We start from the raw sequence: 18002 nt of genomic DNA, 5'->3' as shown, positions 1-18002 counted from the left end.
ACACAAATATGAGGGAGCTTGCCGCAAAAATCGACCCCCTGTTGCACTGCGAGTTCAAAGAAAACGCTGAAACCAGAAAAACATACGCTGTTCGGTTGTGCACTGGGGCCTGCCAGATTTTCCTAGGAACCCTCTTCTTCCTCAGGTGCGGTCTGGGCCACCTTGTGACGAAGGGTCATGCGGTCGCGGGTCGAAACGCCAAGGAGTTCGGCAACACGCCAGATCGTATTGTCCTCGAATTCGTGGACGTGTCCGTCGGCGTAAACGATCTCCCACATCATTTCGACGATAGCGAGCCGCTCTTCCTCGTCGGTGGTTCTTTTCAGAACCGAGGTGAACCCGTAGAGATCAACGGCCTCCTCGTCGCGCTGTCTTGCAGCCGCAATCAGCTCGGACGTTTCCTTGTCGGTGAGCTCGTAATGCTGTTGGAGGATTTCCCTCAGTTTTGCGCTTTCGCTTTCCTCGATGACGCCGTCAATATCGACCAGGTGAAACAGCAAGGCGGCGGCGGCCAGACGCTTGTCGTCTTCCGCAAAGGTTTTCTTGCCGTTGTCACCAAACGTGATCTCCCGGACGAAGCTTTTGAGCGCACTCAGCATATCTTTTTCTTCCTGTCTTCGGCGTCCCGTCTTGGGGTCCAATAGCTATACCATTCCCGTCGGAGCATCAAAGACTTGTTAAAACCGCCCATGAATCCAAAGTGGGAATGAAATCCGGTATTTTCTACTCAACTTTTTTGAATCATTCTAAAGTATTGATTTTTCTTGATTTTAAACTTGACAATTACCTTCATGAAATGGTTTCAACCTGAGGGCGCTGACTTTCCTTGCGTCGCGCTTTTCAGATTTCTCGCAAAATTACGGGGCAATGTTTCATGCCCCCGGTTGCATCGAAAAAGGGGATTCACCCATGACATCACTCAAGGCTGGGTTGCTGACTGCTGCGGCCATGCTGGTCACACCTGCGATGGCGGCAGCGCCTGCCGACATTCTGTCGACCTACGGCGACATCGCCCAGGCGAGCTACGCCGATTCTCTCGCGACCGCCAAAAAACTGAAGGCTGCCATCGACACGTTTCTAGCCGAGCCGAGCGAGGCAAACCTGGACGCCGCGCGGGCTGCCTGGATCGCGGCACGCAACCCTTACCAGCAGACCGAAGCCTACCGTTTCGGCAATGCCATCGTGGATGACTGGGAAGGCAAGGTGAATGCTTGGCCGCTCGACGAAGGCCTGATTGACTATGTCGACGCATCCTACGGCGAAGACTCAGAGGAAAACCCGTTCTACGCTGCCAACCTGATCGCAAATCCGTCCCTGACGGCCGGCGGCGAGACGATCGACGCAAGCGAAATCACTGCCTCTCTTCTTGCAGACCAGTTGCAGGAAGCCGGTGAAGTCGAGGCCAACGTGGTCACCGGCTACCACGCCATCGAATTCATGCTCTGGGGCCAGGATCTCAACGGCACCGATGCGGGTGCAGGGGCGCGGCCGGCAACCGATTTCGATCCGGAAAACTGCACCGGTGGCAACTGTGAGCGCCGGATCCAGTACCTGCGCGCGGTCACCGATCTTCTGATTTCCGATCTGGAAGACATGGCCGCGGCCTGGCAGCCCGGTGGTGCAGCCCGCGAAGAGCTGGCGGCAAAGGGCGAGACCGGCGGTCTTGCAACGATCCTGACCGGCATGGGTTCGCTGTCTTACGGCGAACTGGCCGGTGAGCGCATCAAGCTCGGCCTGCTGCTGCATGATCCGGAAGAAGAGCACGACTGTTTCGCGGACAACACGCACATGTCGCATCTCAACGACGTCATCGGCATCCGCAATGTCTATTTCGGGTCCTATGCTAGCCCGCTCGGCAACAATGTCTCGGGTGCGTCCCTTGCGGATATGGTCGCTGAAAAGGACCCGGAGCTTGCCGAAGAAATGAAGCTGAAGCTCGATGCAACACTGGCCGCCTTCGAGGTGATGAAGGCGCGCGCGGACGGCGGCGAAGCCTACGACCAGATGATCGGCGAAGGCAACGAAGAGGGCAATGCCGTGGTTCAGGCCGCTGTCGATGCCCTGGTCGACCAGACCGCTTCAATCGAACGTGTGGTGAAGGTTCTCGGCCTGGACGCGATTGCGTTTGAAGGGTCGGACAGCCTCGACAACCCGGGCGCCGTTTTCGAATGAAGACACCATGTCAGGCGGTCTTCGGGGCCGCCTGACGTTTCCATTTGCGAATTGGGGCTCGCAGATCACAATCAGGATGCGATTTATGAGACTGGGGCTTCGGTTGATGGCGCTGAACAGCGCCCTGTTTTGCATTTGCCTTGCCGCTCTCCCTGCCGCCGCAGATGGCGGGTTTTCCCACCGGGATGATCTGACGGCGGACGACAAGGCCAGGATCTCCAGGGTCTTGGCCCCACCTGCGGAGTTCGATAGACCGGAACGCTTCGAGCCGATGCAGGGCGGTGCCGGAACCTCGACACGCCGCCCGAGCAGGGATGCGTTTTCCCACGCAAATGCCAATCTGAGCTTTGAAGAGCAGCATGATTTCAAGGTCGGCAACGGACTTTTCAAGAAACTCTGGACGTCTTCTCCATCGTCGACCCGTGCGTCCGACGGGCTCGGTCCGCTCTACAACGCGCGCTCGTGCCAGGGATGCCACCTGAAGGACGGGCGCGGGCGGCCTCCGCTGCCCGGTGAAAAAGCGGTGTCGCTGTTTCTGCGTCTGTCGATCCCACCGCAATCGGATGCGCAGAAAAAAGCGCTGGCGGCAAAAGAGATCCTGCGTGTGCCCGAACCAACCTATGGCGGCCAATTTCAGGCCTTTGCGGTGCATGGCCTTGCCGGTGAAGGCCGCTTCGATATCGAGACCGAGGATATTGTCGTTCCGCTCGGCGGGGGTGAGACGGCCGTGCTGCAAAAGCCTGTCTACAGGATCCGCGATCTGGGGTTCGGCGAGATGCATCCCGATACCCTGATCTCGCCGCGTGTCGCACCGCCCATGATCGGGCTCGGGCTGTTGCAGGCCATTCACCCGGGAGACATTCAGTCGCTGGCGGACCCGGAGGATGTTGATGGTGACGGAATATCGGGGAAAGTCAGCCGCGTGCGTGATCCGGCCACCGGCGACCTCACTGTCGGCCGGTTCGGCTGGAAGGCCTCCAATCCAACGATCCGGGCGCAGACCGCAGGTGCGTTTTCAGGCGACATCGGCATCAGCACACCCGACCTGCCGGACAATTTCGGTGACTGCACCGACGCGCAGGCGGCTTGCCGGGCCATGCCGCATGGCGCGCAGGAAGACCTGGGTGTTTCCGAAGCGCCGGATCCGGTCATGGAGCTGGTGACATTTTATTCGGAAAACCTGGCGGTCCCCACGCGCCGCGACTTTGACGATACGGACGTACTGGCGGGCAAACAGGTGTTTTACGAAACCGGCTGCGTTGCCTGTCACCGGCCGAAATACGTCACCAGCCGGAACGCGGACAACCCGGCACACCGGTTTCAGCTGATCTGGCCCTACACCGACCTCCTGCTGCACGACATGGGTGAAGGTCTTGCCGATCATCGCCCGGTCGGAGATGCCAATGGGCGCGAGTGGCGCACGCCGCCGCTTTGGGGCATCGGCATGACGGAAGCCGTCAACGGCCACACGCGGTTCCTGCATGACGGGCGTGCCCGGAATTTGCTTGAAGCCGTGCTCTGGCACGGCGGTGAAGCGCGGGCTGCCCGGGACAAGGTCGCCGCAATGGCGCCGGACCGGCGACGGGCACTGATTCGCTTTTTGGAGTCGCTTTAGATGAAATACCTGATCCTGACCGCGTTTCTGACCGGAACGTCAGCCGTCAATGCGGCAGACTTCAACCCGCCGCTCGAAGGCCTGATCACCGGCTATATCCGCCCGGCAACAGCTGCCTTTGCCGAGACCGCATTCGGCTTGCCCGACGCTGTTTCCACGCTTTGCACGGCAGGAACCGCAGTCCATCGCGGCGCGTTTCAAAAGGTGTTTTCGGATACCGTTCGGGACTTCTCGCGCATCCAGTTCCTGCGTTTCGGGCCGCTGCTCGACGACGACAGGCTCAGCCGCCTGTCTTTCCGGCCGGACCCGCGCGGCAGGGCACAACGGCAGATCAGAAAGCTCTATGTAACGAAAGATCCGAGCGTGCTGTCAGCGCAAAGCCTCGGCAAGAAGAGCGTTGCGGTGCAAAGCCTGACGGCCCTCGAACTGATTGCCTTTGACACGGACACGACCGTCACGCTCGGGCATTCGGGAGAAGACAGGGACTACACCTGCGGTTACGCTCTCGCCATTGCCGCGAATGTCGCGGAGATCGCGGAGGCGGCTGCGGCCGACTGGGCAGATCCGGACGGTTTCAGTCTGCAATTGCTGTCCGCCGGACCGGAAAGCGACAGGTACCGATCGGGAAAGGAGGCTCTCGAAGCGGTGTACAACGCCTTGGCGACCGGCGTCACGATCGCCAAGGACCAGGACATCATCCCGGCGCTAGGACAGTCGGAAGACAAGGCGAAACCAAGACGGTTTCCGTTTTCCCGGTCGGGCAACAGTGTGGTCTATCTGACGGGAGAACTGAACGGCATTCACGATGCGCTTCTCAGCATGGATCTCAAACCGCTGATGCCTCCGGCGGACCAGTGGACCCTGGATACATTGGGGTTCGAATTCACGAATGCCGGAAATTATCTTGCGGCGCTCGAAAAACCTCTTCGCAAGACGTTTGCGGAGGGCGGAAACTACAATCGTGTCGCCGCGCTTTCGATCACGCTCTCGTCCATACAGGAGTTGATGACTGACGGCGTTGCCGGTGCACTTGGTCTTGCCGGAGGGTTCAATGCCCTTGACGGAGACTAGACGGACCGCATTTTCGCGCCGGGGGTTTCTGGCAGCCCTTGGCGGACTGGCCGCAGCGCCTGCTTTTCCGGGCTCGCCACTGGCGGAAAGTCTGCTTGAGCGGCGCGCGGGCGATGATGCGGCGCTGTTCGCCAGCGCCTGCAAGATGGCTGACGGCAGCTACGGCATCGGTCTGCTGGATGACTATGGCACGGTTCTGGCGAGGATAACGCTGCCCGGCCGGGGGCACGGGATTGCCGTCTCGCCAGACCGGCAGCGGTTCGTCGCCTTCGCGCGTAGACCGGGAACGTTTGCCATTCTCGTCCGGCCCTTCGAGGACGTAAGCCCGGGGATGCTCGTTGCCGAGCCGGGACGGCATTTCTACGGACATGGGTGTTTTTCGGCCGATGGGCGGCTGCTCTATGCGGTTGAAAACGACTTCGCGGCGAACCGCGGTGTTATCGGCGTCTATGACGTCAGCGGGCGGCCGCCGCGCAGGATCGGCGAAATCCCGAGTTATGGGATCGGACCGCACGATATCGCGCTTTCTGCCGGCGGAACGACGCTGGTCGTCGCCAACGGGGGCATCGCAACACATCCCGAAACGGGCCGCGAAAAGCTGAACCTGGAGACGATGCAGCCGTCCGTCGCCTTCATTGATGCTGCCACGGGCAATCTGCTGGCGGTCCATCGCCTGGACGCGGCCCTGCATCAACTGTCCCTCCGGCACATGGCATTGGATGCAGAGGGACGGGCCTGGGTTGGCGGGCAGTATGAAGGCCCGGCTTCGGACGCGCCGCCGCTCGTTGCGGTCATCGCCAAGGACGACGTGCCACGGACGATCGATGTGCCGCAGCCTTTCGCCGGAAAACTTGGAAACTACATCGGTTCCGTAACCGCGAACGGACACGGCGATGTCATCGCCACGTCGGCGCCGCGTGGCGGGCACACCCTCTTCTGGAGTGCCGGGACAGGGAAATTTCTCGGGGTGCAATCCATCCCGGACGGATGCGGTGTTGCGCCGACCGATCAAGGTGGGTTTCTAATCTCGGACGGGAACGGCGGCGTGTCTTATGTCGGCGAACCGGACGAACCCCTCGAGGTTCTGTCGCGTCCCCCCGGTTTTTCCTGGGACAACCACCTGGTCGCCATTGCCTGAGCCGGTTGAAATCCGTCGATGAACCGCCCTCTTCGGTTGCGCATTCGTTCCGTTTCCTGCTTTTGTCAAATTCAGGGTGCAGTGTGGGTGTGGATGAACGGCCGTTTGGTCTACATTGGAGCCGATTCGCGAAAGGAGACGCTGAAACATGCGACGTCTTTTGATCGGGCTGGGCAGTCTGGTGATCTTGCTGGTGGCGATCGTTCTGATCGTCCCGCTTTTCCTGCCCAAGGACGAGATCAAACGTCAGGTGGTCGAACAGGTGGACAAGCGCCTTGGCTGGCGCGTCCGGCTGGACGGCCCCGTCTCCCTGTCTCTTTTTCCGGGGTTCACGCTCGATGCGCGCGACATCGGTCTGTCCGGCGAAGCGGGCGCGCACGGTATCGAATTTGCCAGGGCCGACAGGATGGAGTTCGGGCTGGCCTGGGGCGGGTTGCTTTCGGGCAACATACAGATCACCGGCATCAGCCTGGACAACCCGGACATTTACCTGGAAGTGAGCCCGAACGGATCGACAAGCTGGGAGCCGCGCCGTGATCTCGGCCTTGGCGACGGAAACGCGGAGACTGCTGCGACCCCGGAACAGGGCAACACCGGAACCGCGACGCAGACGGCCGGAACCGAAACAGGGGCGCCATCGGGAAGCTACCTGAAGAGCATCGGTGTCGACAGCCTTGAAATCAGCGGCGGCACACTGACTTACAAAGACGCCTCACAGGACACACCGATAAAGGTCAGTGACCTCGATCTTTCGCTCTCCGCCCCCGATCTGTCCGGCAAAGTCGATCTGACGTCGAGTTTCGTTCTTCAGGACATCCCGATCAGCGTTGCCGGCGGGCTTGAGAACCCGCTCGGCATGGCGACGGGCGAGCAGGTGCCTCTGGATCTGACGGTGTCGACGGGTGAGAACACATTCACCGTCTCGGGAGAGGCGGGGCTTGAACCGGTCCGCACGCAGCTCGAGATCACCTCCGCCGGCCCGTCGCTCAAGGCTCTGGCGGAACTTGCCGGGCAAACGCTCGATGCCGACCCGGGCGCTTTTTCTTTCGATGCGAAGCTGTCTGGCACGGAGGCTGCCGTTTCCCTTGCCGACCTTCACCTGGTCCTCGGTCAGTTGTCGCTCGGCGGCGCCGCGGACGCGGACCTGTCCGGTCTCGTTCCCGAAGTGTCGGGCCGGCTCGTCCTCAAGGATGGGTCGATCAAGGACCTCTTGATGCTCGCCGGACGGGATCTGCCCGCAAGCGGGAACCTGAGTGCCGATCTGGCCTTTGAAACGGTCGGGCTGACCGGTGCCGAACTGGTGGCCGGGCTCGACATGAACGGGTCCGTGTCCATCTCCGACGGCGAGGTGGGCGGGTTGGGCCTTGCCTCGACGGTCGGCGATCCGGAGGCTGACCGGCTGACCAATCTGGCGCTTGATCTCGACCTGCAGGGTCTCGAAAATCCGATTTCGCTCAGCGGCGCGCTTGCCTGGCGCGGCGAAGCGTTCAGCGTTGCCGGCGAAGCGGATACGGCGAGCCTGCTGGCCGGAAACGCCGCGCCGGTCTCCGTCTCCCTGAAGGGTAACAGGGTGAGCGCGGGATTCGCGGGTCAGGTTGTGCTGCCGGGTAATATTGACGGTGCGGTCAATGTCGATACGGCCGATCTCAGGGGTCTCATGGCGTGGCTTGGTCAGCCGCTGGGCCCCGGTGGCGGTCTCAAGACATTCAAGGCTTCCGGCATCTTCGGCATTCAACCGGATGCGGTTTCCTTCGAAGAAACCCGGTTCACGCTCGATCAGACAAGCGGCGAGGCAAACGGCCGGATCGCCCTTGGCGGAAAACCCAAGGTGACGGCGCGTCTTGCGCTGCGGGAACTGGTTCTCGATCCCTACCTCGGCGATGCCGCTTCGGCATCCGGCGGCGGCGCTGCGGGCGCAGGTTCGTCCGGCGGCGGTGGCGGCAACAATGCGGGCGCCGGTCAATCCGTCTCGGCCGGCTGGAGCAGCGATCCGATCGACTTTTCCGGGCTTCGGGCCGCAGATGTCGACTTCAAGGTCACTGCCGGCCAGATCCGCTGGAACAAGATCAAGATCGATGAAAGCACCCTGTCCGCCAATATCGAAAATGGCGTGCTGACCGCCAATCTGGAGAAGCTGGCGCTCTATGACGGGTCCGGAAACGGCACGGTGACGCTGGACGGTACATCGCAGACGCCAAAGCTGGCCGCGCGTTTCACGCTGTCGGGCCTGAGTGCATATCCGCTGTTGCGCGACGCAGCGGATTTCGAATGGATCGAGGGCAAGACCGCCATCAATCTCGACGTAACCTCCAGCGGCGGGTCGCAACTCGCGCTGGTCCAGGGACTGGCTGGTGCCGCCAGCTACGAATTCATGGATGGTGCGATCCGGGGCATCAATATTCCGAAAATGGTGCGCGGCCTGTCCGTCGAAACCTTGCTTGGCTGGCAGGAGAATCCATCGGAAAAGACGGATTTCAGTTCCCTGAGCGCATCGTTCAGTATTCAGAACGGTATTGCCCGGACGGAAGATCTTGCGATGGTCGGGCCGCTGATGCGGATGACCGGCAGCGGAACCACTGATCTTCCCGGTCAGAGCCTCGACTGGCGCGTTGAACCGAACATCGTGCCGACGCTCGAAGGACAGCCGCCGATGCCGCGCCGCAAGGGCGAGGACAAGAAGATGGCCGGTCTCGGGGTTCCGATCGTGATCAAGGGATCCTGGAACGATCCGCAGATCTATCCGGACATTGCCGGGATCCTCAAGGATCCCAAGGCGGCCTACAAGCAACTGCAGGAAACGGGCGGTGAGCTGATGTCGATCCTGCAGGGCAACAAGGATGCGCCCCAGGAACTCGTGGAGACGGCCAACGAGACCATCCGCAGAGCGACGGGCGGGCGGACCCAGATCGACGTGCAGAAAGTGATCGACGGCGAGGTCGACGACCAGGAAGTGCTGCAGGCGGTCGAGGAAGGGTTCGGATTGCCGCCGGGGCTGCTCGGCAGCGTCCTGGGGCGGAAGAAGGAAGAAGACAACAACTGACGCGCCGGCGTCGCTCGCACACTGCCGCTCTGCGCGTGGCCAGGCGCCATGCGCCGGCGCCGGTCAGAACCGTCCGGTCTTGCGCGTCAGCTCGATACCGGGGCTGACCCGCATCAGGCGCATTTCCCCGAAACTGCGCACCTCCTGCTTGCCGAGGTCATCGAGATGGAACTCCTCGACCAGGTATTCCTTCATCGAATCGGGAGCGACCACGCACATGGGATTGGCGAATGCCTGCAGGCGCGCCGCCAGGTTCACCGCCGAACCGAAGACGTCGTAGACGTATTTCTGGATGCCCACGACGGACCCGACCGCCGACCCCGTGCCCAGACCGATGCGCGCTTCCCATTTGTACTGGTGGCTCTGGTTACGGCGTTCCAGATACCGGATGAATCGGACGGCGCAATTGGCGACGGCCCGCATGTGATCCGGTGACGGTTCCGGCATGCCGGCGACGGCCAGGTAGGCATCGCCGATCGTCTTGATCCGTTCACACCCGAACTGTTCCGCGATGCGGTCGAAGGCGGTGAAGATATCGTTGAGTTCGCCCAGGGTCACCGTCGGGTCGTGGTTCGCGGAGAACTTCGTGAAATTGACAAAGTCCAGCATGACCACCGAGACACTGTCGTAGAGCTGGGGCGTGACCACGCCGAAGGTCTTGAATTCCTCATAGACCGTGCGTGGCATCAGGTTCAAAAGGAGGCGCTCGACGCGTTCCTTTTCGCGTTCCAGTTCCCGCGTGTTGCGTTCGACCATCGAGGAATAGCTGTCGATCATCGATTCCAGTTCGCGGATGCGCGTGATGTTCTGGCACTCGACAACAAGCAGGTCGCTTGCTTCCGCGTCGGCGCTTGAAATGGCCAATGCGATCACAAGCGTGCGCCGCTTCAGCTTGACCGAGATCTCGCCGTTGTAGCGCCCGGTCTGCTCCATCGCGGTGCGGACTTCATCGACATCGATATCGGGCAACACCTCCTGCAGGGAAGCGCCGGCCTCCGGTTTGCCGAACCATTCGGCAAACGGGGCATTGCTGAAAATGAACTGGAGATCATCACCGCGCACGACGGCGATCCCGACACCGATCGCGCGCAGGAGCTGCTGATTGATGGCCGTGATGCTCATGACACGCCCGTTGACAGTATGCTTGTCCGCCGCGCCTCGATTTCGATCATGACCGTCTCGATGTCCTGCGGCGAAAAGCCATGCTCGGACAGGGTCTCGCTCAGGAGCCTGCGAATCTCGTCGAAATCCTCATGGGTCAGATCAAGCGACGCGTGTGCGCGCCGCAGGCGTTCGTCCGAATAGGAAACGGGTCCGCCGAGAAGCGCCGAAATGAACTTGGTCTGGTGGTCGATCAGTTTCGGCATGTCGATGCCGTCGAAAAAATCTCCGATCCGATCAGAGTCGAGCACCTTGTCGTAGAAGTCCATTACGATACGGCTGATAGATTTGAAGCCGCCGTATTTATCAAAAAGCGCCTTGGACATACCTGGGATACTCAAATGTTAGCGACTTGCCTTAAAGAAAGTCAGACTAGGGTCAGGACCCATAAATTTGGATGAATTGGTAGGGATGAATTTGTTCGGATACGAGGCGCAAAGCTGCGGGAAACCGTCCGGTTTCCAAAGATTTGCAACGACGTTGCCGGGCGAATTCACCCTATCCCTAAGGGACGCAAAAACGGCTTCGATCCGCTACGTCAAACCGCTCAACCGGGCAGGAAGCCCGCTTGTCGCGCTTTTCCTTGCAGCTCATTGCCGTTTGCTGCGCCAATTAAACCAAATTAATGAGTCCTGACCCTAGGCGAGTGTGCACTCAAAGAAAAGGTTTTTGGATCTTTAGTTGTAGATTTTTGAGCTTGCACAAATATTCATCAAATTCTCGATCTTGCACGTATTCGCAAGCTCGACGCTAGGGTCAGGACTCATTAATTTGGTTGGTCCTTTCGGATGCGTCAATTCATGGCAATGACAGTTCGCACAAGCCGGGCCGACTGTGCTTTGATCTTTCCGGACACAAGCGGGGTTACGGGTCGTGGCGGAGAAAGTCAGATTGCTCGTGCGTGCCGACGATGCGGGATCCTGCCGGGCCTCCAACCAGGGGTGCCTAAAGGCCAACATCGAGGGCATCGCGCGCAGTGTCGAAGTGATGATGCCCTGTGCCTGGGTGGCGGATGCGGCGCGGCTTTTCAAGGACCGTCCCGACGTCGATATCGGCATTCATCTGACGCTGACCAGCGAATGGGACGGCGTGAAATGGCGCCCGCTGACACACGCTCCGAGCCTTGTCGACCGGTATGGCAACTTCCTGCCGCTGTTGCAGGACCGGCCCGGTGACGACCGGCCCTCCCTGAGCGGCGGACGATGGAGCATCGAAGAAGTTGCCGCGGAATTCAGGGCCCAGATCGAACATGGGCTCGATCTCTTCCCCGGTGCCTCGCATATCAGTTGTCACATGGTGCGGCACTTTGCCGATTTCGATGCGGGATTGGGTGACGTTGTCTCAGGGCTCTGTGCCGAATTCGGACTTCTGGACGATCCGTTCAAGGACGGACTGCCGAGGTTCGTTCCCTATCCTGCACATCCGCGGGACAGCGAGGCCCGCGTAGTGTCCTTCGTGGAAGCGCTGGGCGGTCTTGCGCCCGGGACACACATTTTCATCGATCATCCTGCGGTCGATAGCAGTGAACTGGCCGGCCTGGGCCATCCGGGATACGAGGACGTACGCGCGGACCGGGTCACCTGTCTGGAGACGCTCACCAGTCCTGCGGTCCGGCGCGAGATCGACCGTCTCGGGATCGAGCTGATCAGCTACCGGGATCTGTAGGGTTCAGACCCTAGAGATCCAGAGCGCGCAGCATGCGTTCGACACCGTCTTCGATGGTGCCGGTGTTGTCGATGCGGACGAGATTGGCGACGTCCTGCGGTTCCAGGTCCGCGCGCTCAAGGCGTTTTGCAATATCCGCCTTGCTTTCACGCCCGCGTGCGGCCAGACGGTCTGCAAGAATGTCGACCGGCGCGGTGATCAGCAGAACAATGGCGGTTTGATACTTGTCCGCCGCGCGCTGCAGCACGCGTCTTGACCCGTTGGCAATCACCGTATCGCCGGCGCGGATGCGGGCGTCACAGGCTTGCGGTATGACATAGCCAAGCCCGTGCGCTTCCCAGGAAAGCGCCGTTTCACCTGTGCTGACCAGCCTGTCGAATTCAGGGCGGGTCAGGGTTTCGTGGTCTTCCGCCTCCGGGTCGCATTCCCGGGTGATTGCCCGTCGGGCGAAGTGCACGCCGGCGTGGTCTTTCAGTCTGTCCCGGAGCGCGGACATCAAGGTGTCCTTGCCGGCCCCGCTCGGGCCGACAACCAGCACCATCCGGCCCGGTCCGAGCTTTTGATCCGGCCCTGTGGCAGCATCAGGCAACGCGTCTGCCCTCGCGCCAGACACCGCGCACGATCGGGACGTTGCCGACGAGCCTGACCTGTATCATGTCCGCGCGCAGTCCCGGTGCAAGGCTGCCCCGGTCGGTAAGCCCGATTGCGCGCGCCGGGCTGGACGTCACCATGGCGACGGCTTCGGGCAAATCGATGGTCTCGATTTCGTCGGCGAGCTGAAAGGCCGCCTGGACGAGGGATACGGGCACATAGTCGGAAGAAAGCACGTCGAGATAACCTGCTTCGGCCAGTTCACGGGCGGATACATTGCCGGAGTGCGAGCCGCCGCGTACGACGTTCGGCGCCCCCATCAGGACCGCCATGCCCGCCTCGTGGGATGCTCTGGCGGCTTCGAGCGTCGTCGGAAACTCGGCAATCTTCGTCTTCAGCGCAACGGCCTCTTCCACGTGGTCCAGGGTCGCATCGTCGTGACTGGCGATCGCGATCCCCTTTTCCTGCGCGATCGCTGACAGCTTCCTGCGATTGTCGGGGGCAAGACCGCTTGCGCGGGCCTGACGGCGGCGGATGAACTCGTCCATTTCCGCGTCGGAGAAACCCTTCTTGCCCTGGTAGTAGGTCTTGTAGGCGTTCAGGGACACGAACTGTCTCTGGCCGGGCGTGTGATCCATGAGCGAAATCAGGCGGATGCTGTCATCCTCCTGGAAGACTTCGTAAGCGCTCAGGACATCGGGGGCGGAGACTTCGCAGCGCAGATGGATGAAGTGGTCCGCGCGCAGACGGTGTTCGCGCTGGCCCGTCTCGATCGCATCGGCAAGCGCGCGCATGTCGGAATAGCGCAGATCCGCATCTTCATCCATTCCCACCCGGAGCGCATCGAAGACCGTTGTGATGCCGGCGCAGGCGATCTGGGCGTCATGGGCCTGAACAGCGGAGACCGTGTTCCAGCGCACCTTCGGCCGGGGCGCGTAGTGCGTTTCCAGATGGTCGGTGTGCAGCTCGATCAGCCCGGGCAGCAGATAGTCACCCTCGCAGTCATGCCCGTCGACATTGCTCGGGGTTGCAACAGCTTCGATGGTACCGCCGGTATGCACGCTCAGGGACCCGTCAATCACCTCGTCTGCAAGAACAAGACGGGCGTTTTTGAAGACTTTTGGATGCGTGGTCATGCATTCTCCCTGTCGATCGGTCGGGCGGACGGGGTTTCCGCCGACCTTGCAGGCGTGGTGCCGGTCAGCTGAAACACGGTGTGAACGTCAAACGGAGCGCCGCGCTCCGGTTCCTGGTAGAGGGCGAAGGAGCCGCACAGGCGCTCCCTGCCGGTCACCTCGGAAAAGTGGAATTTTGCCGCTTCCGCGAGTGCGTTGGCCTCGTCCTCGTTGTCGAGCTTGTTCGACAAGGTCATGTGAAACCGGAACTCGTCGAAAATATAAGGGTATCCCCAGCCGGTGAGGTAGGTGTCCTGTTTCGGGGTCAGATTGCTCGCGCGGCGCCGCTCAAGATCGGCCTCCGACAGGGGTGCGCGATACGGTTCGAATTGGCGCACGCACAGGGCCGCGAAGGCGGCAAGGTCGGGTTCGGACCGGTCCGGTGTCAGTGCGAGAAATTTCCCGAGACGGTTGACGTTCAGGCCGGCGATCCGGAAGGGGGCGATTTCGGATGCGAACTCTTTGCAGGTGGTGACCAGACCGGCCTCATCCACGCTGGGCTTCAGGTGAAAGGGTGCTTTCAGCGTTCCGTGGAAGCCGTAGCGGCGTGGGCTGGCAGTCAGGTCATGAAAGCGGGCGGCGCTCATGCCGGCGGGACCGGGCATGCTCGCGCCCTCCCCGCCAAGCGGCTCGCGCCCGAGCCAGGCGTTGCCCAGCCGCATCAGGGTGTCGTCAGCATCGGCGGCAAAATAGATCGCGTAGCGCATGTCGGTATCACGGATTTTGTTTCCAAGGCCAGGAGGCTGGCGTAACGGCGGGAGGTGACTGTTCTGTGACAGTTTGCTCCCGTCCGCAACTGTTTCGTTTGCCTGGGCGTTCAGGCGGCGGCTTCGGCGGCAAATGCGGTGACGTCGATGATCCGGTCGGCGATTTCCTCACGCACATCCTGATCATGGAGAATGCCGACCATCGCCACGCCCTGTTCCTTCTTTTCCTGGACGAGACGCACCACGACCGCCCGGTTCGCGGCGTCGAGCGAGGCCGTCGGTTCGTCGAGCAATAGGATCGGGTAGTGGGCAATGAAACCACGCGCGATGTTCACGCGCTGCTGCTCGCCGCCGGAAAAGGTTGCCGGTGGCAGGGTCCAGAGCCTTTCCGGCACATTCAGCCGGGCGAGAAGGCCGCGGGCCCTGTCGACGGCTTCCGCTTCGCCGGAGCCTTGCGCCACGAGCGGTTCCGCCACCACTTCCTCGGCCGAAACCCGCGGGATGGTGCGCAGGAACTGGCTGACATAGCCGATCGTGTCTTCGCGCAGCTTCAGAATCTCGCGCGGCTCGGATGCGGCGACATTGATGATGTCGTCGCCGATCGTGACCAGGATCTGGCCCGAGCCGCAGCGGTAGTTTCCGTAGATCATCTTCAGGATGGAACTCTTGCCGGCCCCCGAAGGACCGCCGAGCACGACGCATTCTCCAGCGTTTACGGAGAATTCCACCTTGTCGACGACCGGGATGACGGTCCCGCCCTGCAAATGCATGGTGAAGGACTTCGAGACACTGTTCAGATAGAGGCGGACGGGCATGAGAAAGATACCTCGCTCAGACTTGAAGAATGGAAGATACGAGGAGCTGCGTATAGGGCTCGCGCGGATCGTCGAGCACCTGGTCGGTCAGACCTGCCTCGATGACATTGCCATGGCGCATGACCATGATCCGGTGCGACAGCAGACGGGCAACGGCGAGATCGTGGGTTACGATGACGACCGACAGGCCGAGGTCCGCCACGAGACGCCGCAACAGGTCGAGAAGCCTCGCCTGGACCGAAACGTCGAGCCCGCCCGTCGGTTCGTCCATGAAGACAAGGCGCGGATGTGTCACGAGATTGCGGGCAATCTGCAGACGCTGGCGCATGCCGCCGGAGAAGGACCGGGGATCGTCGTCGATCCGGTCGCTTTCGATTTCCACCCTGCCGAGCCAGTCATCGGCGGTGGCGCGGATGTTGCCGTAATGGCGTTCGCCGACAGCCATCAGCCGTTCGCCGACATTGGCTCCGGCCGACACCGTCATGCGCAGTCCGTCCGCCGCGTTCTGATGAACGAAGCCCCAGTCCGTGCGCATCAGCAGACGCCGCTCCGCTTCCGTGAGCTGGTAGAGATTTCGCATGGTGCCGTCACGCATCCGGTATTCGATCGCGCCCGTCGTCGGGGCGAGGCGGGTGGACAGGCAGTTGAGCAGGGTCGTCTTGCCCGATCCGCTTTCTCCCACGACGGCGAGAACCTCGCCGGGCCAGAGGTCGAACGACACGTCCGCACAGCCGATCCTGTCGCCGTAGTAGCGGGTGACATTGTGAACCTGCAGAAGCGGGTCTTCGGAAGCGAACACGCTCATCGGGTCGTCTCCTGGAGGTTGGTGCTGCCGATCTGGGCCGCGGCCGGATCGGCCGCCATCGGGCCGAGGTGGCCGGCTGCGCGGCGCTCTTCGCAATAGTCACTGTCGGAACAGACGAACATGCGTCCGCCCCTGTCATCGAGAATGACTTCGTCGAGGTAGACGTTTTCCGCGCCGCAGAGGCCGCAGGGCTTGTCGAATTTCTGGACCTCGAACGGGTAGTCCTCGAAGTCGAGGCTCCTGACCTTGGTGTAGGGCGGAATCGCGTAGATCCGCTTTTCACGGCCGGCGCCGTAAAGCTGCAGTGCCGCCATTTCGTCGATCTTCGGGTTGTCGAACTTGGGCGTCGGCGAGGGGTCCATCACGTACCGGTCGTTGACCTTGACCGGATAGGCATAGGTGGTTGCGATATGGCCGTTCTTGGCGATGTCCTCGTAAAGCTTCACGTGCATGAGGCCGTAATCCTCGAGCGCATGCATCTTCCGGGTTTCGGTTTCCCTCGGCTCCAGAAAGCGCAGCGGTTCGGGGATCGGAACCTGGAACACAAGGACCTGGTCTTCGGTCAGGGTCTTTTCCGGGATGCGGTGCCGGGTCTGGATGACCGTCGCCTCGGAGGTTTCGAAGGTCGTCCGGATGCCGGCGGTCTTTTCAAAGAAGCCGCGCAGCGAGACCGCATTTGTGGTGTCGTCGGATCCCTGGTCGATCATCTTGAGGCAATCGTCCTTGCCGAGGATCGAGGCGGTCACCTGCACGCCGCCCGTGCCCCAGCCATAGGGCATCGGCATCTCGCGCGAGGCGAACGGCACCTGGTAGCCCGGGATGGCGATCCCCTTCAGGATCGCGCGGCGGATCATGCGTTTCGTCTGTTCGTCGAGATAGGCGAAATTGTATTCGCCCTGATCGTAGAGCTGTGCCGTGTCGCTCATTCTGCGGCCTCCTGGGCAGGGTCGCCGGCTTCTTCCTGCCGGCGTTTTTCAAACCATTCCGCCCGCATGCGGCGCACGAGATCGAGCTCCGCCTGGAAGTCGACATAGTGGGGCAGCTTGAGGTGTTCGACGAAACCCGTCGCCTGGATGTTGTCGGAATGAGAGAGCACGAATTCGATGTCCTGTGCGGGGGCGACCGGCTCTTCACCGAGTTCCTGCCAGCGCAGGGACCGGTCGACCATGGCCATCGACATGGCCTTGCGCTCGACCTGCCCGAACACCAGCCCGTAGCCGCGGGTGAATGTCGGTGCCGCCTTGGCCGATCCCTTGAACTGGTTGACCATCTGGCACTCGGTCACCTTGATCGTGCCGAGCGTCACCTCGAAGCCGAGTTCCTCCGCGAAGAAGGCGACCTCGACTTCGCCGTAGCGGATTTCACCGGCAAACGGGTGCGTGCGGCCGTACCCGCGCTGCGTTGAATAGGCGAGTGCGAGCAGAAAACCCTCATCGCCGCGCGCCAGGTTCTGCAGTCGCAGGTCCCGGTCGGCCGGAAAGGACAGCGGTTCGCGGGTCAGGTCTCCGACCGGTGTGTCCTCGTCCGCGCTCTGGTCGGGTTCCATAAGACCCTCGTCGCCGAGCAGATCGGTCACCCGTGGCATGGTCTCGTCCTGTACGGGTGCCGTCTCGGCGGCCGGCTGTGCGTGATCGTCTTCTGCGGCCAGCGCGAAGTCGAGAAGCCTGTGGCTGTAGTCGAAGGTCGGGCCGAGCACCTGCCCGCCCGGCAGATCCTTGTAGGTCGCCGAAACGCGGCGTTCCACCAACATCCGTGCGGTATCGACGGGCTGGCTGTAACCGAAGCGCGGCAACGTGGTGCGATAGGCGCGCATCAGGAACGCGGCTTCGATCAGGTCACCCCGGGACTGCTTGATTGCCAGGGCGGCAAGCGTTTCGTCGTAAAGGGAGCCTTCGCCCATGACGCGGGCAACGGAATGGGCAAGCTGTTCGGCGATCTGTTCCAGCGTCAGCGCCGGTACGGACGTGTCACCCCTGCGGCGCTTTGCCAGGAGCTTGTGAGCGTTGCGGATGGCTTTCTCGCCACCCTTGACGGCGACATACATGTG

At 61.7% G+C, this 18002-nt stretch carries 17 protein-coding genes; 7 read left to right on the top strand and 10 right to left on the bottom strand.

The genetic code is table 11. The annotated features are described in order from the left end of the window. Nucleotides 1–122: 122 nt before the first annotated feature. The gene (locus tag ACO07N_RS06535; RefSeq protein WP_421980250.1) at nucleotides 123–599 is read right to left on the bottom strand and encodes a TerB family tellurite resistance protein; all 477 of its coding nucleotides are present in this window, start codon (nucleotides 597–599) and stop codon (nucleotides 123–125) included. A 310-nt stretch (nucleotides 600–909) separates the two neighbouring features. Between ACO07N_RS06535 and ACO07N_RS06530 the strand changes: the two genes are divergently transcribed. The 5 genes from ACO07N_RS06530 (at nucleotide 910) to ACO07N_RS06510 (ending at nucleotide 9036) form a co-directional block, all read left to right on the top strand. Continuing rightward, nucleotides 910–2172: an imelysin family protein gene (locus ACO07N_RS06530; protein WP_421980249.1), complete on the top strand. Its 1263-nt coding sequence runs from the start codon at nucleotides 910–912 to the stop codon at nucleotides 2170–2172. 85 nt (nucleotides 2173–2257) lie between these two features. After that, complete coding sequence (locus ACO07N_RS06525) at nucleotides 2258–3787, top strand: di-heme oxidoredictase family protein (protein ID WP_421980248.1); 1530 nt, start codon at nucleotides 2258–2260, stop codon at nucleotides 3785–3787. Then, nucleotides 3788–4858 carry an imelysin family protein gene (locus ACO07N_RS06520; RefSeq protein WP_421980247.1) on the top strand — a complete coding sequence of 357 codons (1071 nt, stop codon included), beginning with the start codon at nucleotides 3788–3790 and terminating at the stop codon, nucleotides 4856–4858. After that, entirely contained in the window at nucleotides 4839–5996 is a 1158-nt protein-coding gene (locus tag ACO07N_RS06515; RefSeq protein ID WP_421980246.1) for a DUF1513 domain-containing protein, read from the top strand. The genes ACO07N_RS06520 and ACO07N_RS06515 overlap by 20 nt, the downstream gene beginning before the upstream one ends. Nucleotides 5997–6144: 148 nt before the next feature. After that, complete coding sequence (locus ACO07N_RS06510; RefSeq protein ID WP_421980245.1) at nucleotides 6145–9036, top strand: AsmA family protein; 2892 nt, start codon at nucleotides 6145–6147, stop codon at nucleotides 9034–9036. A gap of 63 nt (nucleotides 9037–9099) precedes the next feature. On the opposite strand, the gene ACO07N_RS06505 is transcribed toward ACO07N_RS06510, so the two are convergent. Further along, entirely contained in the window at nucleotides 9100–10158 is a 1059-nt protein-coding gene (locus tag ACO07N_RS06505) for an adenylate/guanylate cyclase domain-containing protein (protein WP_421980244.1), read from the bottom strand. Next, nucleotides 10155–10523, bottom strand: coding sequence for a group I truncated hemoglobin (locus ACO07N_RS06500; protein ID WP_421980243.1), 369 nt, complete (start codon nucleotides 10521–10523; stop codon nucleotides 10155–10157). Before ACO07N_RS06500 ends, ACO07N_RS06505 begins: the two co-directional genes overlap by 4 nt. A gap of 67 nt (nucleotides 10524–10590) precedes the next feature. Between ACO07N_RS06500 and ACO07N_RS06495 the strand changes: the two genes are divergently transcribed. Both ACO07N_RS06495 and ACO07N_RS06490 read left to right on the top strand, forming a co-directional pair. Next, a complete protein-coding gene (locus ACO07N_RS06495) occupies nucleotides 10591–10833 on the top strand; it encodes a hypothetical protein (protein ID WP_421980242.1) in 243 nt (80 codons plus the stop codon). A gap of 237 nt (nucleotides 10834–11070) precedes the next feature. Further along, nucleotides 11071–11862 carry a ChbG/HpnK family deacetylase gene (locus ACO07N_RS06490; RefSeq protein WP_421980241.1) on the top strand — a complete coding sequence of 264 codons (792 nt, stop codon included), beginning with the start codon at nucleotides 11071–11073 and terminating at the stop codon, nucleotides 11860–11862. A gap of 10 nt (nucleotides 11863–11872) precedes the next feature. On the opposite strand, the gene phnN is transcribed toward ACO07N_RS06490, so the two are convergent. The 7 genes from phnN to ACO07N_RS06455 form a co-directional block, all read right to left on the bottom strand. Continuing rightward, nucleotides 11873–12451, bottom strand: coding sequence for a phosphonate metabolism protein/1,5-bisphosphokinase (PRPP-forming) PhnN (gene phnN / locus ACO07N_RS06485; RefSeq protein WP_421980240.1), 579 nt, complete (start codon nucleotides 12449–12451; stop codon nucleotides 11873–11875). Next, nucleotides 12444–13589, bottom strand: coding sequence for an alpha-D-ribose 1-methylphosphonate 5-triphosphate diphosphatase (locus tag ACO07N_RS06480; protein ID WP_421980239.1), 1146 nt, complete (start codon nucleotides 13587–13589; stop codon nucleotides 12444–12446). Before ACO07N_RS06480 ends, phnN begins: the two co-directional genes overlap by 8 nt. Next, the gene (locus ACO07N_RS06475; RefSeq protein WP_421980238.1) at nucleotides 13586–14335 is read right to left on the bottom strand and encodes a DUF1045 domain-containing protein; all 750 of its coding nucleotides are present in this window, start codon (nucleotides 14333–14335) and stop codon (nucleotides 13586–13588) included. The genes ACO07N_RS06480 and ACO07N_RS06475 overlap by 4 nt, the downstream gene beginning before the upstream one ends. 110 nt (nucleotides 14336–14445) lie before the next feature. Next, entirely contained in the window at nucleotides 14446–15150 is a 705-nt protein-coding gene (gene phnL / locus ACO07N_RS06470) for a phosphonate C-P lyase system protein PhnL (RefSeq protein WP_421980237.1), read from the bottom strand. A gap of 16 nt (nucleotides 15151–15166) precedes the next feature. Then, nucleotides 15167–15955: a phosphonate C-P lyase system protein PhnK gene (gene phnK, locus ACO07N_RS06465; RefSeq protein WP_421980236.1), complete on the bottom strand. Its 789-nt coding sequence runs from the start codon at nucleotides 15953–15955 to the stop codon at nucleotides 15167–15169. Beyond that, nucleotides 15952–16881 carry an alpha-D-ribose 1-methylphosphonate 5-phosphate C-P-lyase PhnJ gene (locus ACO07N_RS06460; RefSeq protein ID WP_421980235.1) on the bottom strand — a complete coding sequence of 310 codons (930 nt, stop codon included), beginning with the start codon at nucleotides 16879–16881 and terminating at the stop codon, nucleotides 15952–15954. Before ACO07N_RS06460 ends, phnK begins: the two co-directional genes overlap by 4 nt. Then, entirely contained in the window at nucleotides 16878–17999 is a 1122-nt protein-coding gene (locus tag ACO07N_RS06455) for a carbon-phosphorus lyase complex subunit PhnI (RefSeq protein WP_421980234.1), read from the bottom strand. Before ACO07N_RS06455 ends, ACO07N_RS06460 begins: the two co-directional genes overlap by 4 nt. Nucleotides 18000–18002: the final 3 nt, after the last annotated feature.

It is taken from the genome of Roseibium sp. (assembly GCF_965229775.1).
GTDB lineage: Bacteria > Pseudomonadota > Alphaproteobacteria > Rhizobiales > Stappiaceae > Roseibium.
This window is presented reverse-complemented; position numbering and strand designations above follow the sequence as displayed.

Coding starts and splice junctions, on each gene's coding strand:
- phnK (WP_421980236.1), bottom strand. CDS start 15,955: ATGAGCGTGTTCGCTTCCGAAGACCCGCTTCTGCAGGTTCACAATGTC.
- ACO07N_RS06525 (WP_421980248.1), top strand. CDS start 2,258: ATGAGACTGGGGCTTCGGTTGATGGCGCTGAACAGCGCCCTGTTTTGC.
- ACO07N_RS06520 (WP_421980247.1), top strand. CDS start 3,788: ATGAAATACCTGATCCTGACCGCGTTTCTGACCGGAACGTCAGCCGTC.
- ACO07N_RS06505 (WP_421980244.1), bottom strand. CDS start 10,158: ATGAGCATCACGGCCATCAATCAGCAGCTCCTGCGCGCGATCGGTGTC.
- ACO07N_RS06475 (WP_421980238.1), bottom strand. CDS start 14,335: ATGCGCTACGCGATCTATTTTGCCGCCGATGCTGACGACACCCTGATG.
- ACO07N_RS06535 (WP_421980250.1), bottom strand. CDS start 599: ATGCTGAGTGCGCTCAAAAGCTTCGTCCGGGAGATCACGTTTGGTGAC.
- ACO07N_RS06480 (WP_421980239.1), bottom strand. CDS start 13,589: ATGACCACGCATCCAAAAGTCTTCAAAAACGCCCGTCTTGTTCTTGCA.
- ACO07N_RS06510 (WP_421980245.1), top strand. CDS start 6,145: ATGCGACGTCTTTTGATCGGGCTGGGCAGTCTGGTGATCTTGCTGGTG.
- ACO07N_RS06530 (WP_421980249.1), top strand. CDS start 910: ATGACATCACTCAAGGCTGGGTTGCTGACTGCTGCGGCCATGCTGGTC.
- ACO07N_RS06500 (WP_421980243.1), bottom strand. CDS start 10,523: ATGTCCAAGGCGCTTTTTGATAAATACGGCGGCTTCAAATCTATCAGC.
- ACO07N_RS06515 (WP_421980246.1), top strand. CDS start 4,839: ATGCCCTTGACGGAGACTAGACGGACCGCATTTTCGCGCCGGGGGTTT.
- ACO07N_RS06460 (WP_421980235.1), bottom strand. CDS start 16,881: ATGAGCGACACGGCACAGCTCTACGATCAGGGCGAATACAATTTCGCC.
- phnL (WP_421980237.1), bottom strand. CDS start 15,150: ATGCCCGTCCGCCTCTATCTGAACAGTGTCTCGAAGTCCTTCACCATG.
- ACO07N_RS06455 (WP_421980234.1), bottom strand. CDS start 17,999: ATGTATGTCGCCGTCAAGGGTGGCGAGAAAGCCATCCGCAACGCTCAC.